The sequence below is a fragment of the Algoriphagus sediminis genome, assembly GCF_030403435.1.
GTDB classification, from domain to species: domain Bacteria; phylum Bacteroidota; class Bacteroidia; order Cytophagales; family Cyclobacteriaceae; genus Algoriphagus; species Algoriphagus sediminis.
In genome coordinates, this window is record NZ_JAUEPH010000003.1 from 439,012 (window position 1) to 455,926 (window position 16,915).

The 16,915-nt window shown below is 39.9% G+C and carries 15 protein-coding genes; 9 read left to right on the forward strand and 6 right to left on the reverse strand.

Annotated features, from left to right (window positions below; translation table 11 throughout):
• The first annotated feature begins 156 nt into the window (after positions 1–156).
• Together QVH07_RS08310 and QVH07_RS08315 are read left to right on the forward strand one after the other, a co-directional pair.
• The gene (locus QVH07_RS08310) at positions 157–1,005 is read left to right on the forward strand and encodes a class I SAM-dependent methyltransferase (protein WP_289999701.1); all 849 of its coding nucleotides are present in this window, start codon (positions 157–159) and stop codon (positions 1,003–1,005) included.
• A gap of 4 nt (positions 1,006–1,009) precedes the next feature.
• The gene (locus tag QVH07_RS08315; RefSeq protein WP_289999702.1) at positions 1,010–1,804 is read left to right on the forward strand and encodes a class I SAM-dependent methyltransferase; all 795 of its coding nucleotides are present in this window, start codon (positions 1,010–1,012) and stop codon (positions 1,802–1,804) included.
• Between the two features lie 32 nt (positions 1,805–1,836).
• Here QVH07_RS08315 and QVH07_RS08320 read toward each other — a convergent pair whose 3' ends face one another.
• Entirely contained in the window at positions 1,837–3,093 is a 1,257-nt protein-coding gene (locus QVH07_RS08320) for a M57 family metalloprotease (protein ID WP_289999703.1), read from the reverse strand.
• A 245-nt stretch (positions 3,094–3,338) separates the two neighbouring features.
• Between QVH07_RS08320 and QVH07_RS08325 the strand changes: the two genes are divergently transcribed.
• The 5 genes from QVH07_RS08325 to QVH07_RS08345 are packed head-to-tail and all read left to right on the forward strand — an operon-like array spanning position 3,339 to position 9,022.
• On the forward strand, positions 3,339–4,745 hold the full coding sequence (locus QVH07_RS08325) for an O-antigen ligase family protein (protein WP_289999704.1): 1,407 nt from the start codon (positions 3,339–3,341) through the stop codon (positions 4,743–4,745).
• Positions 4,742–5,866 (forward strand): glycosyltransferase family 4 protein, encoded by a 1,125-nt coding sequence (locus QVH07_RS08330; RefSeq protein WP_289999705.1) that lies wholly within the window; start codon positions 4,742–4,744, stop codon positions 5,864–5,866. The genes QVH07_RS08325 and QVH07_RS08330 overlap by 4 nt, the downstream gene beginning before the upstream one ends.
• 3 nt (positions 5,867–5,869) lie before the next feature.
• Positions 5,870–6,769 (forward strand): class I SAM-dependent methyltransferase, encoded by a 900-nt coding sequence (locus tag QVH07_RS08335; RefSeq protein ID WP_289999706.1) that lies wholly within the window; start codon positions 5,870–5,872, stop codon positions 6,767–6,769.
• Positions 6,762–7,922 carry a glycosyltransferase family 4 protein gene (locus QVH07_RS08340; RefSeq protein ID WP_289999707.1) on the forward strand — a complete coding sequence of 387 codons (1,161 nt, stop codon included), beginning with the start codon at positions 6,762–6,764 and terminating at the stop codon, positions 7,920–7,922. The genes QVH07_RS08335 and QVH07_RS08340 overlap by 8 nt, the downstream gene beginning before the upstream one ends.
• Positions 7,898–9,022, forward strand: coding sequence for a glycosyltransferase (locus QVH07_RS08345; protein WP_289999708.1), 1,125 nt, complete (start codon positions 7,898–7,900; stop codon positions 9,020–9,022). The genes QVH07_RS08340 and QVH07_RS08345 overlap by 25 nt, the downstream gene beginning before the upstream one ends.
• A gap of 41 nt (positions 9,023–9,063) precedes the next feature.
• On the opposite strand, the gene QVH07_RS08350 is transcribed toward QVH07_RS08345, so the two are convergent.
• The 3 genes from QVH07_RS08350 to QVH07_RS08360 form a co-directional block, all read right to left on the reverse strand.
• Positions 9,064–9,558, reverse strand: a complete 495-nt coding sequence (locus QVH07_RS08350) for a CIA30 family protein (RefSeq protein WP_289999709.1) — start codon at positions 9,556–9,558, stop codon at positions 9,064–9,066.
• Between the two features lie 61 nt (positions 9,559–9,619).
• Entirely contained in the window at positions 9,620–10,351 is a 732-nt protein-coding gene (locus QVH07_RS08355; protein WP_289999710.1) for an SIMPL domain-containing protein, read from the reverse strand.
• Between the two features lie 81 nt (positions 10,352–10,432).
• Positions 10,433–11,902 carry a M14 family zinc carboxypeptidase gene (locus QVH07_RS08360; protein WP_289999711.1) on the reverse strand — a complete coding sequence of 490 codons (1,470 nt, stop codon included), beginning with the start codon at positions 11,900–11,902 and terminating at the stop codon, positions 10,433–10,435.
• 103 nt (positions 11,903–12,005) lie between these two features.
• Here QVH07_RS08360 and QVH07_RS08365 point away from each other — a divergent pair, with 103 nt between their 5' ends.
• Positions 12,006–13,016 (forward strand): dipeptide epimerase, encoded by a 1,011-nt coding sequence (locus tag QVH07_RS08365; protein ID WP_289999712.1) that lies wholly within the window; start codon positions 12,006–12,008, stop codon positions 13,014–13,016.
• A 24-nt stretch (positions 13,017–13,040) separates the two neighbouring features.
• On the opposite strand, the gene QVH07_RS08370 is transcribed toward QVH07_RS08365, so the two are convergent.
• Together QVH07_RS08370 and QVH07_RS08375 are read right to left on the reverse strand one after the other, a co-directional pair.
• A complete protein-coding gene (locus QVH07_RS08370) occupies positions 13,041–13,736 on the reverse strand; it encodes a response regulator transcription factor (protein WP_289999713.1) in 696 nt (231 codons plus the stop codon).
• Complete coding sequence (locus QVH07_RS08375) at positions 13,733–15,448, reverse strand: sensor histidine kinase (protein WP_289999714.1); 1,716 nt, start codon at positions 15,446–15,448, stop codon at positions 13,733–13,735. The genes QVH07_RS08370 and QVH07_RS08375 overlap by 4 nt, the downstream gene beginning before the upstream one ends.
• Positions 15,449–15,606: 158 nt before the next feature.
• Here QVH07_RS08375 and lysA point away from each other — a divergent pair, with 158 nt between their 5' ends.
• Positions 15,607–16,845 (forward strand): diaminopimelate decarboxylase, encoded by a 1,239-nt coding sequence (gene lysA, locus QVH07_RS08380; protein ID WP_289999902.1) that lies wholly within the window; start codon positions 15,607–15,609, stop codon positions 16,843–16,845.
• Positions 16,846–16,915: the final 70 nt, after the last annotated feature.

Below are 16,915 nucleotides of genomic sequence, written 5' to 3' on the forward strand. Positions count from 1 at the left end.
AGCTTTTTTTGCATTTGTCTCTCACTGTTGAAATTGACTCTGATTTTTTTTTGAAGAAAATGAGGCTAGTTTTACAGGTGACTATTGCTAATATTAAAATTGAAAAATTGTCCAGTCTGCAATTCCAAACAGAATGATAAATTTTCTGTAAAAGAAATGATGTTTGGCCTTAACGATTCGTTTCTCTATTCTCATTGTCACAATTGCGGATCTATTTGGATTGATAATGTTCCAGAGAATCTAGATAAATTCTACCCACCAAGCTACTATTCTTTCGATAAGTCTGGAGAAGAGAATGCGCTTAAAAAAAATCTAAAGAAGTGGAGATTTAAGATGCATAAGAAAGGCTTTTCTTTTAAACCACCCCAGTATTTTGACTGGATTGATAGATTGGAGTTGGATGTGGATGACTCAATTGCTGATATAGGTTGTGGTGATGGAATACTGCTAAAGCAACTAAAGTATTGTGGGTTTGAGAATTTATTGGGCTTTGATCCATTCATAGGCAATGAGACAATCTTAAATGGATTGAAAATAAAGAAGCTCCCTTTCGAAGAAATCTCTGGATTTTTTGACTGTATAATGTTTCATCATTCCTTTGAGCATCTGGAAGACCCATTAAGAGTTTTTGAAAAAATAGCCCAAATCCTTAAGCCGGATGGAAAGGCACTAATTAGAACGCCGGTAAGTGGAAGTCTGGTCTGGGAGGAAGAAAAGGAAAATTGGTTCCAGCTAGATGCTCCAAGACACTTATTTATTCCTAGTGTAAAGGGGATGCAAATCCTGGCCCAAAACAGTGGACTTGAGCTTTTCTTGGTATTATTTGATAGTTTGGACACCCAATTTTCAATTACTGAACTTTACAAAAGAGGGATTCCATTGGTTAAACAAAATCCCCAAAAGGAATTCAGTAAGAGAGAATTAAATAGCTTTGTAAAAAGGGCTGAAAAAGTGAACAGGATAAGAAGAGGGGATCAGGCAGCATTTTATTTTAGGAAACTATAGTTTGATGAAAATATTGTTTGACGAATTGAATTCGAGCCAAGTAGGGAGTGACTTGGAATATTTTGATTTCCATAAGAGAAGATTTGAGCGATTTGAAAATTTTCTTAAATCTCAAGATTTTCAAAGAAAGAACGAGCTGAAAGTTCTGGAAATAGGCAGTCACTACCTGCACACTTCTATCTTGTTATCTAATCATGGGTTTTCGGTAGATGCCATGGACGTGTCTGAATTTTGGAAATTGGATTTCGTTCAAGCAAGGGCCAATAAATACGGATTGAATCCTATTATTGAAAATGATCTTGCTAGTCTTGAATCTTTAAAGGAAATCGATGATAAATATGATTTAGTGGTATTTACAGAAATTTTAGAGCATATAACATTTAATCCAGTAAGTTTTTGGAAACAGATTCATAGGGTGATGAAAACCAATGGCATCATTTATATTTCTACACCCAATTCTTTTGCGCTGCCGAACCTCATAAGGAATTTAAAGAATGCATTATTGCTGAAATCCATTGGAATATCGGTTGATGATATTCTTTCAAAAGTTACTTATGGACATCATTGGAAAGAGTATTCGAAAAAAGAGATTTTAGAATACTTTGAGAGGCTTTCACCTGACTTTGAAGTCAAGATATCAACTTATTCATATAAGGAGTATGAACTTAAACCCCCTTTCTTTTTTTTCAAAATTCTGTCAAGAATAGGTAATGCTTCAGGTTTTTTTGCGGACGATCTTGAGGTTATTGTTAATTTAAGATCGAAAAATAAATGGGTGGCGCAGCCGCCAGAGTATTAAAGAAGTGGGACTCAAAAAGAGTCCCACATTTTTTAAAGTGTTCCAAGGGACATAGCATAAAATGCTATTCCTCCTCCAATCCATCCAGGACCCTGAACATAATTGTCAACAGCGTTAGTGGTGAAGAAGTATCCTACGCTGGGGTTATACCATTCGTAAACAGGTGTTCTACTTGCACCTGGTCCTGAAAACACATGACCTAGAGTACCATTATAGGAAAAGGAAGGAATAGATACATGCAGATTTGGAGTTGTGGACATATAAGGTGTACCAGAAGAGTGTGTATATTTATAAAGCGTCGTACTTCCTGGTTTTGGAGAACTATAAATATAACCAGTCACTCCCCAATATCCATATTGTAAATTCCCATAGCCATAAGTATTCCAATTAGTAGTCCAGTTGGCCCACCCAGTGCTAGTGGAGATATAAGAGTAAAATGGTTTTTCGGTTTTATCTTTTGAATACATAAATCTTATTGCGAGCAGGTCAGTGTAGTACCAATCTGTGAAGTTTGGAACGGTTGAATTATAGAAGGGTCCTGAATTATAAATTGAGAATGGATCACCTTCAAAAGTAGCTGGTATGAGTTCTGCACCTATAAATCTTCCAAATTCATCAAAAAGCCCTTCTCCAGCTTGAGCCCAATCCCCATGGCGAAAACCAATACAGTGCCCAATTTCATGGGCAATTACAAATTTCTTTTGTCCATCTGAATTTGACGAACTGCCAAACCAAATTGGATCTAGCTCAATAGAATCTCCTATATTCCCGTTAAAAGGCCAAGATCCAAGACCGATCCCAGGAATTAGTGAATTCATTGAAATCAGAAGATCCTGATTTGTAGAAGTAGTTTGTTGAAATTTAAGATTGAAGTTCCTGATGGAATTGTATTTGGCCATAACATCATTGACCAAAACTTGTGTAGCGATAGGGGTAAATGGTGCGAACCTGTAAGTAATAGTTCGAACCTGATTGTTTGGAACAGAGACAATGGATACGGTTTTGGACTGATAATTGGGATTGTTTTGAATCTCCCACCATTCATTTAACTTTTCATCAGTGACTAAGACATCCCCACCAATAATGTAACCATCATTAAAACGCTGGATGTCTTTGGTGACAATCTTGCTTTTCTCTAAAAATTCTAAAAATCTTGGATCGATTTCGACCTCATTTTCCGGAAGCTCTTCAATAATCTCATTTTGTTCCTCAAGGACTTCGTCTACTTGGCAGCTGATGCAAAAAGAAACGATAAAAAGACTAAGAATAAGTTTTTTTGTAGTTTTCATAGTTTAAATATTAAAGTTTATTACAACTAATGTAATAATGATAAAAGATTGAGTCAACTAATAAAACACAAAGCAAAAAAATTAGTTTATACTGCAATAAGATGTATTTTAAATAATAGTTAACCCCTCTGTTTTAGCGAATGGAGCTTTTGAACTTCTTTTCTTAAAAGTTCTCTCAGCCTCAGTGAAAAAACTTTATTTAGCGGCTTTCAAAATTATTAGCCAATTGTTTACTTCTTTGTAAAATGGTGCTATTGGTATTGTTCGCCTTGGTTTTATTAATTGGAATAGGATTTCTATGGGCCGCTCAGGAAATGATTTTCAAGGGACGATGGGCCTATTTTATCTTTTTCCTTGCCACTTATCTTCCGTTTTACATCACAAGCCTTAGCGTAATTCACCTGGCGAGCAGATCCCCAGATTTGGTCGGTATTTTCCAAGTGATTAAGGAGGTGACTCTTTTGATCGCTCTGCTATCTTTCCTGTTTTATCAAAAAAATCTCAAGGATTATCCGCTCCGCTTCCAGGCCACCGACTGGATGATTTTGGCTTTTCTCAGCCTCACCTTTTTGTATCTCTTGCTTCCACTCGGAGGCGCGAGTTTCGTGAACAAGGCACTTTACTTCAAAGCTATCCTAATGCCGATGGTGGTTTACTTTCTCGGAAGGAATACAAGATTTTCGGGTCAGGAGCTTAAAAGGATCTTTGTGATTATTTTTGTCATCGGCATTGGAGCATTTGGACTGAATCTGATTGAGAGCTTCATATTGAACTCTCATTTGCAGCAATTCACAGGATATGCCCTGTATAACCTTGTGATCAATGATATTGAACCAAGTGGCAATTTTGGATTAACCTGGACCTTTGAAACTCAGGCAATGGGGATGCGATTGGCAAGCTTTTTCTCAGATCCGCTTGAGATGGCCAGCTCTGTATTGATGGGTTTTGCAGCAGGATTGATCTGGTATTTGACTTCCAAAAAAGCATATCATTGGTTTTATCTTTTGATCATGGCATGTTCTCTGGGAAGCCTGATTTTTTCTGCATCGAGAGCGGCTTTTGGGGCCTTTTTTATTATGATTTTCTTTTTGGCCTTGGTCTTCGGTCTCTATAGACTTATCGCTGCCGGAGCTTTGGCTTTGGTTTCATTTGTGATTTATGTGCTCTTTTTTGCCTCTACAGAGTTTTTCTACTTTGTCGTAGACACTATCACTTTCCAAAATACCTCGAGTATCGGTCACGTGATCGAGTGGGTACTCGCTCTGGACTCAATGTTTGCTAATCCACTGGGGATAGGACTAGCTACCAGTGGAAATGCAGGATCTGTGAATACTGACTTAAGAGTGGGAGGAGAAAATCAATTTCTGATTTATGGTGTGCAGCTCGGGTGGATAGGGATGCTCCTGTATATTTTTATTCTGTTTTCAGGAATTATTTTGAGTCTCAGGGTTTTTTATCGTACTGATGACATCATGGAAGCTCGCTTGGCTTTTGTGGCTGCAGCGGTGAAAGTCGGATTACTGTTACCATTATTCACTGCAAATGCCGAATTATATACGTATGTTTCATGGCTTACCTGGTGGATGATGGGCTATTCTGTCAATGCCTACAGTCGCCTTGTTATTCACGAACGGAAATTGAGTCTATCATGAAAGTACTTTTGGATCTACAATATCTCAATGTGGCCACCACGGGTATCAAAACTTACATGATGGAACTGGCAAAAGCTGCCATACAAAATCCACATCCTGAGATTGAATGGATTTTTTCACATGATCCAGACGAGCAGGCCAAGGATAATACTCATAAAAGCCCCAAGAACAAGTTCCAAAGGCTGAATTATCATTTAGATTATTTCCGATGGAAAGAATTTCAGCTGCCGGATATGATCAAAAAGCATAAGCCTGATCTTTTAATCTGCCCAGATTTTGTTTCTCCCGCAGCAAAGCTTCCATGTAAAAGGATGACAGTCATCCATGATGCTTTCTTCTGGGAAATGCCGCAAAACTATCCCAAATGGTGGAGAACCTATTTTTTGGGACTAGTGAGAAAAGGCCTGAAGGAGCCAACAGAAATTGTAACTACCACGGAATTTTCTAAGAAAGCACTTATTAAACACCTGAAAACCGAACATCCCATATCGGTGATTTATCAGACTCCCAAAAGTCTAGGAACGGATAGAGATAGTTCCATCTTGGAAAGATATAACATTGGTAGCAAAGCTTTTTTCCTTCATCTAGGTACTTTCGACAAGAGAAAGAATCTTCCCATTTTAGTTAATGCTTTTAAAGAAGCGAAAGAAAAAGAAAAGTTTGATTTCAAATTAGTTCTGGCTGGAGGTGAAGGGCAAAGCATTCAAATGAATGATTTTCCAATTGTGGAAAACTTAGTAAAAGAACTCGGACTTCAGGATGAGGTAGTTCTGCCAGGTTTTGTTTCTGATGCCGAAGCGAATGCTCTTTATGAAAATGCATATGCCTATGTTTTTCCTTCAGAGAATGAGGGCTTTGGGATTCCAGTTCTCGAGGCTATGGCAGCTGGTGTACCGGTGATTCATTCAGACCAGCCCGCATTAGTTGAAGTGTCAAAGGGAGCCGGACTAATCGCGAAAACAGGGAGTGTTACCGATTTGAGAGAAAAAATGATACTTTTGGCAAAGGACGAAAATCTTCGAAATGATCTCAAGAAAAGAGGATTGGAGAGAGCAAATGATTTTGGTCCGGGAAAATTTATTAAGGCATTCCAAGAGCTCATTTTATCAGCTCGACCCTAATTTATGAGGCAAATTTTTTGTCCGGTTTGTACCGAAAAAGCTCCCCCTAATCAAGGGGAGAACAGCCTTGTAGCCTGTAAAAATTGTGGTGTTTCCTGGACCTTTATTCCCAATGAACTTGATACAGATGCGCTTTATGAAGATGAGGTTTATTCTGTCGTGGATAATCGGAATTCTATTTTTGAGAGGATCATTTTCTTTGAAGCAGGGCGGATTCTTTCTGGAGCGGAGAGATTATTGAGATCAAATTCCAGAAAACTTCTTGATTTTGGTTCTGGTAAGGGTCAGTTTCTATGGGAGGCTTTGAAAAGAGGTTGGAAAGGGATAGGAATAGAAACAGCAAAAGATCGTGCACAATTTGCTCGTGATAAATATAAAGTATCTGTTCTTTCCGAATTTTATGAAGGAGGAAAAGTAAAGGAAGGGGATTTTGATTTGATTTCTCTGAATCACGTACTCGAGCATCTGCCTGAGCCCATGAAGCTTTTAGATGAGCTCTTTTCTCAAAACTTGAAGCCAGGCGGAATTATCTATATTGAAGTTCCCCGAGCTAATTCCTGGCAGGCAAAGATGGCGGGGTCGGAGTGGATGCATTGGGATATCCCTAAGCATTTGACCCATTGGACTGAACCCATCCTACTTAATGAAATGTTTAAGCGGGGTTATAAAATCCGGGATGACCGAAGATTTTCTGTCCATTTGGGGGTCTTGGGTATGCTTCAAGCCATTTTCAGTTTTCTTGGCTATAGGGAAAATCTCATTTTGGGCTTGAAGAGGAAAAAGAGTCCAATTCTTCTCTTCACTGTTGTCCTTTTATCTCCGATAGCCTTACTTTTGGAAACTCTCGCCTGCCTCTTTAACCGAGGAGGGATTTTGGGAGTTTATTTTTCATTGGATGTCTGAACCTCGTCATGTACTCTTCCTCCAAAGTTCTTCAGAGCTATATGGCTCTGGACGGATTATTCTACAGGTTTTAGAAATCTATCAAAAGGAGGGTTTAACCCCGATCGTAATTCTTACTGGAGGAGGTCCGATTACATCTGAGTTGGCTGCTTTGGGCATCAAATACTACATTCAGAATTTGGGAATATTGAGGCGAAAATATATGAGCCCAACCGGACTCTGGAATCGAGCTCAAATGAATTTGAAAGCTCTGAAGTTTCTGGATGAACTCGATGAAACCTATAAGTTCGAGCTGGTGTATTCGAATACATTAGCTGTAGTGGTTGGGGCTTATTGGGCGAGTATAAATAATCTTCCACATATCTGGCATATTCATGAAATTTTAAAAGGGCCTAAGGTTTTGGTGGCCTTTTTAAGAAGACTTTTGGATCGAAGCACACCAGCACCCGTAGTCGTTTCAGAAGCTGTGAAAGACCATTGGAAATCGAAACTTAGAATCTCAAAACCGCGAGTTATCCACAATGCAATTCCTTATGAGGAGTTCTTAAAGGGCGATTTTGAACAAATTCAAGATTTAAAAGAGGATGTGGATAACTTAGTAATTTCAATGATCGGAAGGATTAATCCTGGCAAGGGACAACTCTTCTTTTTGGATATTGCTGAGCAAGTATTGGAGAGTTATCCACACTGTAAGTTTGTGATGGTAGGAGACCCTTTTCATGGCTATGAATACATCGAAGAAGAAATAATAAGGCGGATAAATTCTGGAATTCTTAAGGGTAATGTTATCAATTTAGGTTTCCGAACTGATGTCCCTGCCATTCTTTCTCAAACTGATATTTTTGTCCTTCCCTCCGTATTGCCTGATTCCTTCCCCACTGTTATTCTAGAAGCCATGGCTTCAGGAAAACCGGTGGTAGCAACGGATTCCGGAGGTTCTCGAGAGATGGTCAAAGAGGGTGAAACTGGATTTCTGATCCCTATCGGAGATGTTAATACCGCGGCCAATTCCATTATAGAATTAGTTAAGGATTCTGATAAAAGAAATCTTTTTGGAAATAAGGGAAGAGAAAGAGTTTTGAGGGAGTTCGGTCAAACTAAATTTGAGGAGCAAACTATCGATCATTTATGGCTTCACCTGGCAAAAGATTGAAGGTAGCCATAATGGGAGCTAAGGGTTACCCGATTGTTTATGGCGGGTACGATACCATGGTCAAAGAACTCGGGGAAAGACTGGTGGATAAGGGAGTTCAAGTTAGGGTCTATAATCACCGAAGCTTATTCAAGGACAGACCCAAAATGGTGAATGGAATTGAATGCATTTACACTCCTGCAATAGAAAAGAAAAGCCTTACCCAGCTCACACATACCTTCTGCTCTATGATCCATGCCTGTTTTTCAGACGTGGATGTAATTTTTGTGGTGAATAGTGGTAACGGACCTTTTGGGGTTTTTTCCAGGCTTTTTGGAAAACCTACAGCCATAAATGTGGATGGATTGGAGTGGCTTAGGCCAAAATGGAAGGGCTTTGGAAGTAAATATTTCTACTGGGCTTCTCGTATGGCCACGAAATTTTATGACCGAATTATCAACGATTCCGATGAGATGAGAAGGGTCTATTTAGAGGAGTTTGGAGTGGATTCTATGGTGATTGCTTATGGTGCAAATCCGAAAGAAAATGTATCAGCAAAAGCATTAAAAAAATGGAACCTTGACTCAAGAAGCTACTTTCTGATAGTAGGTAGGCTAGTTCCAGATAATAATGCCGATTTAATCATAGAGGGATTTCTTCAATCTGAATCCCAAAGAAAGCTAGTGATTGTTGGTGATGTGCCTTTTGATGATTCATGGGCAAATCGCTTAAAAGGTCTAAAAGACGATAGACTCCTTTTCACCGGCTATGTGAATGACCCTGAAACTTTGGCGGCGCTCTATTCTCACTGCTATGCCTATTTCCACGGACATGAATATGGAGGGACGAACCCAGCCATGCTTAAAGCCTTGGGTTATGGATGTGCCATTTTGGCTTTGGACACTCCCTTTAATCAGGAAATGCTCCAAAATGGAAAATATGGATTGTATTTTCAGAAGAGCCAGGATTCTGTATCTGAACTAGTGTCTTACTCGGAGGAGAATCCTGAAGAAATGAGGCGGTTAATAGAAACCTCTCGCCAGGGATTAACTGAAAAGTATAATTGGGATAAGGTCACCGAAAAGTACATCCAGGTCTTCGAGGAGCTCGCAAAGAGATAAGTTGGTATGAAAACTACATGCTTGCTTTTATTAGAAGAGACCTAGATAATCTCAATCCTAGAAAGCTCAAGCCGGAAAGATTCCTTTTTCTTATTTCCGATCAGGAAGGCGATTTCTTCAAGGATGTCTGCAGGATAGTTATCCATGCGCAGTTTTCTGCCCCTAAAAGCCGGATACATTTCACCTAATGGCACCAGGATTTCTTCCCACTCTCCCGAAGTCTGAAATTCATAAATGTAGGAGTAATAATCCTGTGATGATCTTTTGATTCTGAATTGGTATTTTTTCCCATCTCCTTTTAGGTAAAGCTTCACAAACTCTCCTTCTACCGCCACTCGCTCATCAAACCTGTGGCGGAGAGATGAAAATCCTCCGTTGTTTTCTAGTCTCACTGTGCCATAAAAAACAGCCGACCCTTCCTCTGTTAATTCAAAATTTCCTTGAGATAAGCCTCCCATGACCCCATCGTCCACAACTCTCCAATTATCAGGATTACTAAGATTAGAGAAATCAATCAAAATAAGTGGTACAAGCATAATCAATAAGGTAGCTAAGGACTTCACACCTAATGAATCGCCTTTGCCTCAAATTGTTTTTCTATTCCGCCTTAAATACCAGCTTCATTGTAATTGAAGCTGTTTTATGCTTATCGGCGGTGTTGAACGTACCGCCCCAAGAGTAGGCCTCACCAGAGTTTTGACCGGTAATTTGGAAAATGCCCATGTTTGCAGAAATCAGGTCCCCAAGTTTTCCTTTTGAGTTTTCGGCTATTCGTTCTGCTCTCACTCTAGCATCTTCAGTGGCTTTCGCAATCATTTCAAGCTTCAAAGATTCAAGATCAGTGTAATAATATCGTGGTGGATTCGAATAAAAACTGATACCCTGATTCAGCAATTCTGTTATCTCGCGTGAAATTTTTTCAATTTTTTCCACTTCGCTTGACTCGATTTTCAGGGATTGACTGAGTTGATAGCCTTTGAAGGTTTGACCAATGTACCGTCCATCGTTTGTGTAGTTTTGTTCGTACTTCGGATTTGAACTTACTGCATTAAATACGATCTGGTTTTCCTCGATTCCTTTGGATTGTAAATACTCCCGTACTGTGTTTCTATCCTCTTCGAGGAATCTGTAGGCGTCTTGAAGGTTGGAGCTTTCTCGGTTAAAGCTTCCCTCCCAGACAATTAAATCAGAGGTGAAGTTGCTTTCACCAAGTCCTGTGACATTGATGGTGCCATTTTTTTGGTTTCTATTGATCACGGCATGTCCAAGTACTATGGAGGATATCACGATGGAAATGGCAAAGAGGGCGGAAGGAATGTATGATTTCATAATGATTGATTTGATCCATCATGAAAAATCAAAAAACCCGCCATGAAGCGGGTTTTTATTAATGCTTATATTCTTTTAACATTAATACACCACTTGGTTAAATGACTGATCCTTAGGTTCCTTTAAGTCGATCAAGTATCCATTCACCACCGCGTATTCTATGCTTCCATCTTTTTCAAGCAAGAAAGTAGGGGTTTCTCCCAGCTGCCAACCGGAATCAAATTCTTCACCTGAACCAAGTACCAGAATAGGCAATCCGTGCAGCTGCCCTTCTTCGAAGTTCTCTGCTTTGACCGCTAAAAATCCCTGTCTTAAAAGTTCTAATGCTTCTGCTTCGTCGATGTCATCTACGTTCTCGAAGCTTTGAGAAAAAATTTCACCTTCCTTGATTCTATAACCGGTTGCATCTAATTCTTCCATACCAAAATAGGTCTGAACGTCCCCTAGATCATCCACAACTCCATTCACATAATAAGAATCACCTGAATTCACTTCTCTTCGCCTGATGGCCAGATCCAATTGAAAATCCTGCCCATTCAGAGGTACGGTGAGCTCATGGAGAATTAAATCGACCAGTTTTATGCTATTGTCAGGGATGTCGAAGTATTCTTCTTCAGTGTATTGAACATAGCTTTCCGTTGCGATTTGATGAAGTGCATTCAGAATAATAATAAAGTTGAGTTCTCGGATGTATTGCTTTTCAGGATCTCCAAAATAGCCTCCAGATTCGATCAGGATAGTACTGGTCCCCCATTTTTGAATGTTATCTCCAAATGCTCTTGGCTCAAAAGAATCGTTGTACTGACCGACCTGACCAGGAATCAATTGCTGCAGGATGCGATTCATTCCAACTATGGTCTGCATGGCCCTCATTCTTACTTCATTGTTGTCTCGCTCCTCATTATAGGCTGGAGCCAAAACTGAAATAGTAGCCTGCTTTGGGGTATCCCCGACGTTGTAGTAGATCTGCTGATCGTGAAGGTTGAAACCGAATTCCGGTTCAAATGAATCCCTTGTACCTTTTAAAATGATGGCCTCGGGTGATATTTGAGAAACGGCATCCCGATTCAGATCAATGTCCAAGGCATTTCTGCGCTTGAATTCTTCAGCACCATCAGGGTTGAGCATCGGAATAAACTTGATGGACAGCCTTTGACGTAAAGTATTCCTCAGTTCATCAAATTCATCATTTTCTGCTTCTAGAAAATTAAATAGATCAAAAAGGGACATGGTGGCAGTGGATTCATTTCCATGCATCTGTGACCAAAGGAGTACTTTGGTCTCACCTTCACCCCAATCCAGGCTGCTTATACTCCTACCTTCCACAGATTTTCCCAGTTCTTCAATCTTGAATGCACCTTCATGCTTTTTTATCAAGGGTTGTAAATCGGAGTGTTTGAACCTTCTATCCGTAATTTGGGGCTCTTTATAAGTATCAAAAGCACTTTCTAAAGTGGCTATTGAGAGAGCTTCAACTTCTTCTTCATTTGCTGTTTTACAGCTAAATATTAAAATTGAAAACAGCAAAAACAGGCTAATTGATTTTTTCATCGTAAATTTCATGCAGATAATTTATTCAGCGATTAATTCCTAAAGCTAGGGAACTTGCTTTAAACTTTATCTTAATATCATCCTTAAAACCCAATAAAGAGCCGTGAAGTTATCTTATTTTGTTAAAGACCTCCCACTGAAACACACTTTTACCATTGCACATCAAAGCAGGGATATTCAGGATACCCTTATAGTAAAGCTAGAAGATGCTGGTTTTTACGGTTTAGGTGAATCTACTACAAATCCCTTTTATGGAATTGACATAGAAAATATGACGGAGAGGCTTGAGGCCTTTAGAGGGATCGTTGAAAGCCATGACTGGCAAAATCCGCAAGAGCTTTGGGAATTAGGCAAAGAAGTTTTCAGTTCAAATCCATTTGCTCAATGTGCTTTGGATATGGCAGCATGGGATTTATTCACCAAGAAGCAAGGGAAGAAACTTTATGAATACCTAAACCTAGACCCAAAAGCGGCACCCATTTCAAACTTCACCATAGGGATTGATTCTATAGAAAAAATGGTAGCCAAAATGAGGGAAGTAGACTGGCCGATTTATAAAATCAAACTAGGGACAAAGAATGATCTTGACATTGTCAGGGAATTAAGAAAACACACGGATGCAGTTTTCAGAATTGATGCGAACTGTGCCTGGTCTATTGAGGAAGCTATCGCCAATTCGATTGAACTGAAAGAGCTTGGGGTGGAATTTATGGAGCAACCCCTTCCTAAGGATGATTATGAAGGGATGGAGAGAGTGTTTAAAGAAAGTGCTTTACCAGTTATGGCAGATGAAAGCTGTATTGTGGAGGCGGATGTCAAAAAGTGCCATGGGCGATTCCATGCTATCAATGTGAAATTGGTGAAAGCTGGGGGAATAACTCCTGCTTTGAGAATGATCAATGAAGCAAAAAACCTGGGTATGAAAACCATGGTTGGCTGCATGACAGAATCATCTGTTGGGATCTCAGCCATTGCCCATTTAGCTCCAATGCTCGATTATGTGGATATGGATGGTGCTTTATTGCTTTCAGATGACCCGGCAGATGGGGTAAAAGTTCTTCCTGATGGGGTTATTTTTCCTGAGCGGAATGGAATAGGAGCAGAGATGAAATAAAAAAGCGGCTCAAGCCGCTTTTTTTTATCCTTCTGAAACAATCAACTTAAAGCCTTCACCGTGCACGGTGATAATCTGAACTTTAGGATCATCTTTCAAAAGCTTACGAATCTTGCTGAGATACACATCCATACTTCTGGCGTTGAAATAGGAATCATCTCCCCAAATTTGCTTGAGTGCATGACTTCGGTTCACCAGCTTGTTAAGCTCAGCCGCAAGAATTCTGAGTAATTCATTCTCCTTTGAAGTCAGTTTATGCCTTCCTTTTGGTCCTTCCAGATACTGTTCGTCGTAATGAAGCACAAAGTCTCCGAAGCTGTAGTTTTTTAGGGTTGCCACCTCATCAGACTTTTGAGTTCTTCTCAAAATAGCATTCACCCTAAGCAGGAGCTCTTCCATGCTAAAAGGTTTCGTGATATAGTCATCAGCTCCGATTTTCAAACCCTCAATCACATCGTCCTTTTGGTTCTTTGCCGTAAGGAATAAAATGGGAAGGTCTTCTTGAACTTTCTTGATCTCTTTAGCCAGAGTGAAGCCATCTTTTTTTGGCATCATGACGTCCATTAAGCAGAGGTCATATTTATCTTTTTTGAATTTATTCCATCCTTCCTCTCCATCTCTGCAGAGAGTGGGCTCATAACCCTTCATCTGTAAATATTCCTCAAGGATATCTCCGAGATTTGGATCGTCTTCTACTACTAATAGTCTTGCTTTACTCATTGTTTTTTGGGTAAGTGAATGGTAAATGTACTTCCTTTTCCTACGTCACTTTTGACAGAAATGGTTCCGTTATGAGCCTCCAACATGGTCTTGACGTAGGATAATCCCAGTCCAAAGCCCTTGACATCGTGGACATTACCGGTTGGAACGCGATAAAATTTATCGAAAATTTTTCTTTGTGCGTCCTTGCTCATGCCGATACCATTATCCTTGAATGATATAGCAATAAAGTTGCCATCATCTTTCGCCGTCACCTCAATATTCGGTTTTTCGGGAGTGTATTTGATGGCATTATCCAGCATATTATTAAAGATATGGGTGAGATGAAATAAATCACCCTGGATCCATGGTTCGGATAATTTATTGATGAACTGATACACTCCTCCTTTTTGCTCGATCTGAAGACTTATATGCTGAAGACTTTCATTAATGAGATCCGGGATATTGACTGTGTCTATTTTCAGTTTAAAGTCCTTTTTATCCAAAGCTGCTGCCTGAAGAACATTTTCTACCTGAGATACCAACCTTTTATTCTCGTCCTTAATCACTCCCAGATATCTGTCCCTAAACTTGCTTTCTGCAGAGAGGTCAGGGTCCTGTAGAGCTTCCACGGCTAGACTCACAGTTGCCAAAGGTGTTTTGAACTCATGAGTCATATTATTGATGAAGTCATTCTTGATTTGAGACAGGGCTTTTTGTCTCAAAATAACTTTAATCGCATAAATGAAGCAGAAAATAATGACTCCAATAAAAAGAACTGAAGAACCAATAGGTAGCCATACCTGACGGAGAACGTGGTAGTTTTTTGAAGGAAAATAAACTTTCAGGAAATTGTCTTTTGCGATCACATCGCTGGGAAAGAGCTTAGCCTGAACACCGTTGTTTATAAAACTAAGCGTATCAAACTCCTCGCTGATAGCGAAGATATTTCCTTCAAAATTCACCACTCCTAATTCATATTCTTCTTTAATTCCTCTTTGTCTTAATTCATTTTGAAAAAGTAACTGAACTTCTGATGGCTCTATTCGATCCATGATTGCCATCTGACCCGCTGCTACCTCATTCCAGGCTGCATTCAGAAAGTCAATTTTCATATTGGCCTTCCTGATTTTATCCAGTGCATCAGAAGAAATATTGATTTCCGAGATTAATTCAGGTTGGGTAGGTAAGGATTGTGGGTTATTCATGGCCCTTTCCTCAATGTCAGAGAGATATTCCAGATATCGCTCCTTTTCCTTGAGCAAAATCTCCATTTCATCTGGGGCGAAAATTCCCGATGCCACCTCAGGAGTCATGTTGCGAAAAAAGTCTTGCAAATCATCTAGAATCCTATCATCGATTCCACGGGTTTGTAGTAGCCTTCGGAAGGTTGGGCTAAGAGTAGGTCCTGTGGTCAGGTTCAGCGAATCCATCATAGATGCCCGGGTAGAAATTACTTGTCTTTGTCTTACATTCAGCTCAATCGGATCAATTGGCTCGAAAAGGGAATCTTGTAAGGCGGAATTTTGAACAATGGTATTCAGAACAACATTGCTGGCCTCACCTTTTTCCAAAGTTTCTACCGTACGAGTTAAGGCAGAAAGGACATTTTGATCGAATCGCTCTTCGTTGATGTTGATGGCATTTCTGACCCAATAGTATTGGAAGCCCATCAGGCCAAAGCTGGCTATGGACATTAAGATGACGATGAGGGTAATTTTCGTCTGAGACATTCTACAAATTTAAAGTCTTTGGAATCCGACGGTCTGACCTTAACAATCTTTAACCAGCTTGAATTAGCCTTTCGGAAGTGTTTTGATGGACTTTGAGGTCAAAAAAAGTGGTTCAAATTCAATGCCCCTTTTATTAATATCTATATTTGCCACCATTCATTTTTGAGGTCAAAAGGAAAGAAATTATGCAGGTACAAGGTCTGGAATTAACGGATATAGCCGAGGAATTTGGGACTCCCCTCTTCGTTTATGATGGGGAGAAAATCGTCCAGCAAATCAACAAGCTGAAAAATGGCTTTTCTGGTGCTCCTACCCGAATTAAATATGCGGTAAAAGCTTTGACGAATGTCTCGATTTTAAAACTGATGAAAAGTCAGGGAATCGGGGTAGACGCGGTTTCAATTGAAGAGATTAAGCTTTGCATGCATGCAGGATATGAACCTTCTGAAATCATGTATACGCCTAATTGTGTGGGTTTTGATGAGATTAAAGAGGCAGTAGAATTAGGTGCCATGATAAATCTGGATAATCTTCCTATGCTCGAGAAATTTGGACAGGCGTACGGAGGCAAGGTGCCGGTGGCGATCCGGATCAACCCAAGAATAATGGCCGGAGGAAATTCCAAGATTTCTGTTGGTCACATCCACAGTAAATTCGGGATCCCAACCAGTCAGCTTCCTGAGGTTATTCAGATTGCTGAGAAATATGGAATGGTAATCAATGGGCTACATGTGCACACGGGTTCGGATATTCTGGATGCTGAGGTTTTTCTCCGTGGTGCCAATGTGCTTTTCCAAGAAGCACCAAAATTTCCAGATCTTAAGTTTATCGACTTTGGAGGTGGATTTAAGATTGCATATCGAGAAGATGATCCCTCTACAGATATGGAAAGAGTAGGTCGTGAGGTAACAGCTGCATTCAATGAGTTCTGTAAATCTTACGGTCACCAACTTGAACTTTGGCTTGAGCCAGGGAAGTTTCTTGTGAGCGAAGCGGGCACTCTTTTGGTAGAAACCAATGTGGTAAAAGAAACTCCGGAAATAGCTTTCGTGGGGGTAAACTCGGGATTAAATCACCTTATTCGTCCCATGTTTTATGATGCCTATCATGAGGTGATAAACATTTCTGGGCAGAGCAAAGAAAAGAAGCCTTACAATGTGGTAGGATATATCTGCGAAACGGATACCCTTGCAGCGGATAGAAAGCTTGAAGAGGTAAAAGAAGGAGATATTTTAGCATTTAAAAATGCTGGAGCCTATTCATTTAGCATGGCTTCCAATTACAATTCCCGCCTTCGTCCGGCAGAGGTTTTGGTGTGGAAAGGGAAGGCAAACCTTATTCGAAAGAAGGAAGAATTTGCTGATTTATTGAAAAATCAGGTGATTCTGGATATTTGATCCCTTCAAGGGCGAATTTGGTATAATTCTTGAACCCCTAGGGTAATTCCAAAAAAGATGATTTTTTGGG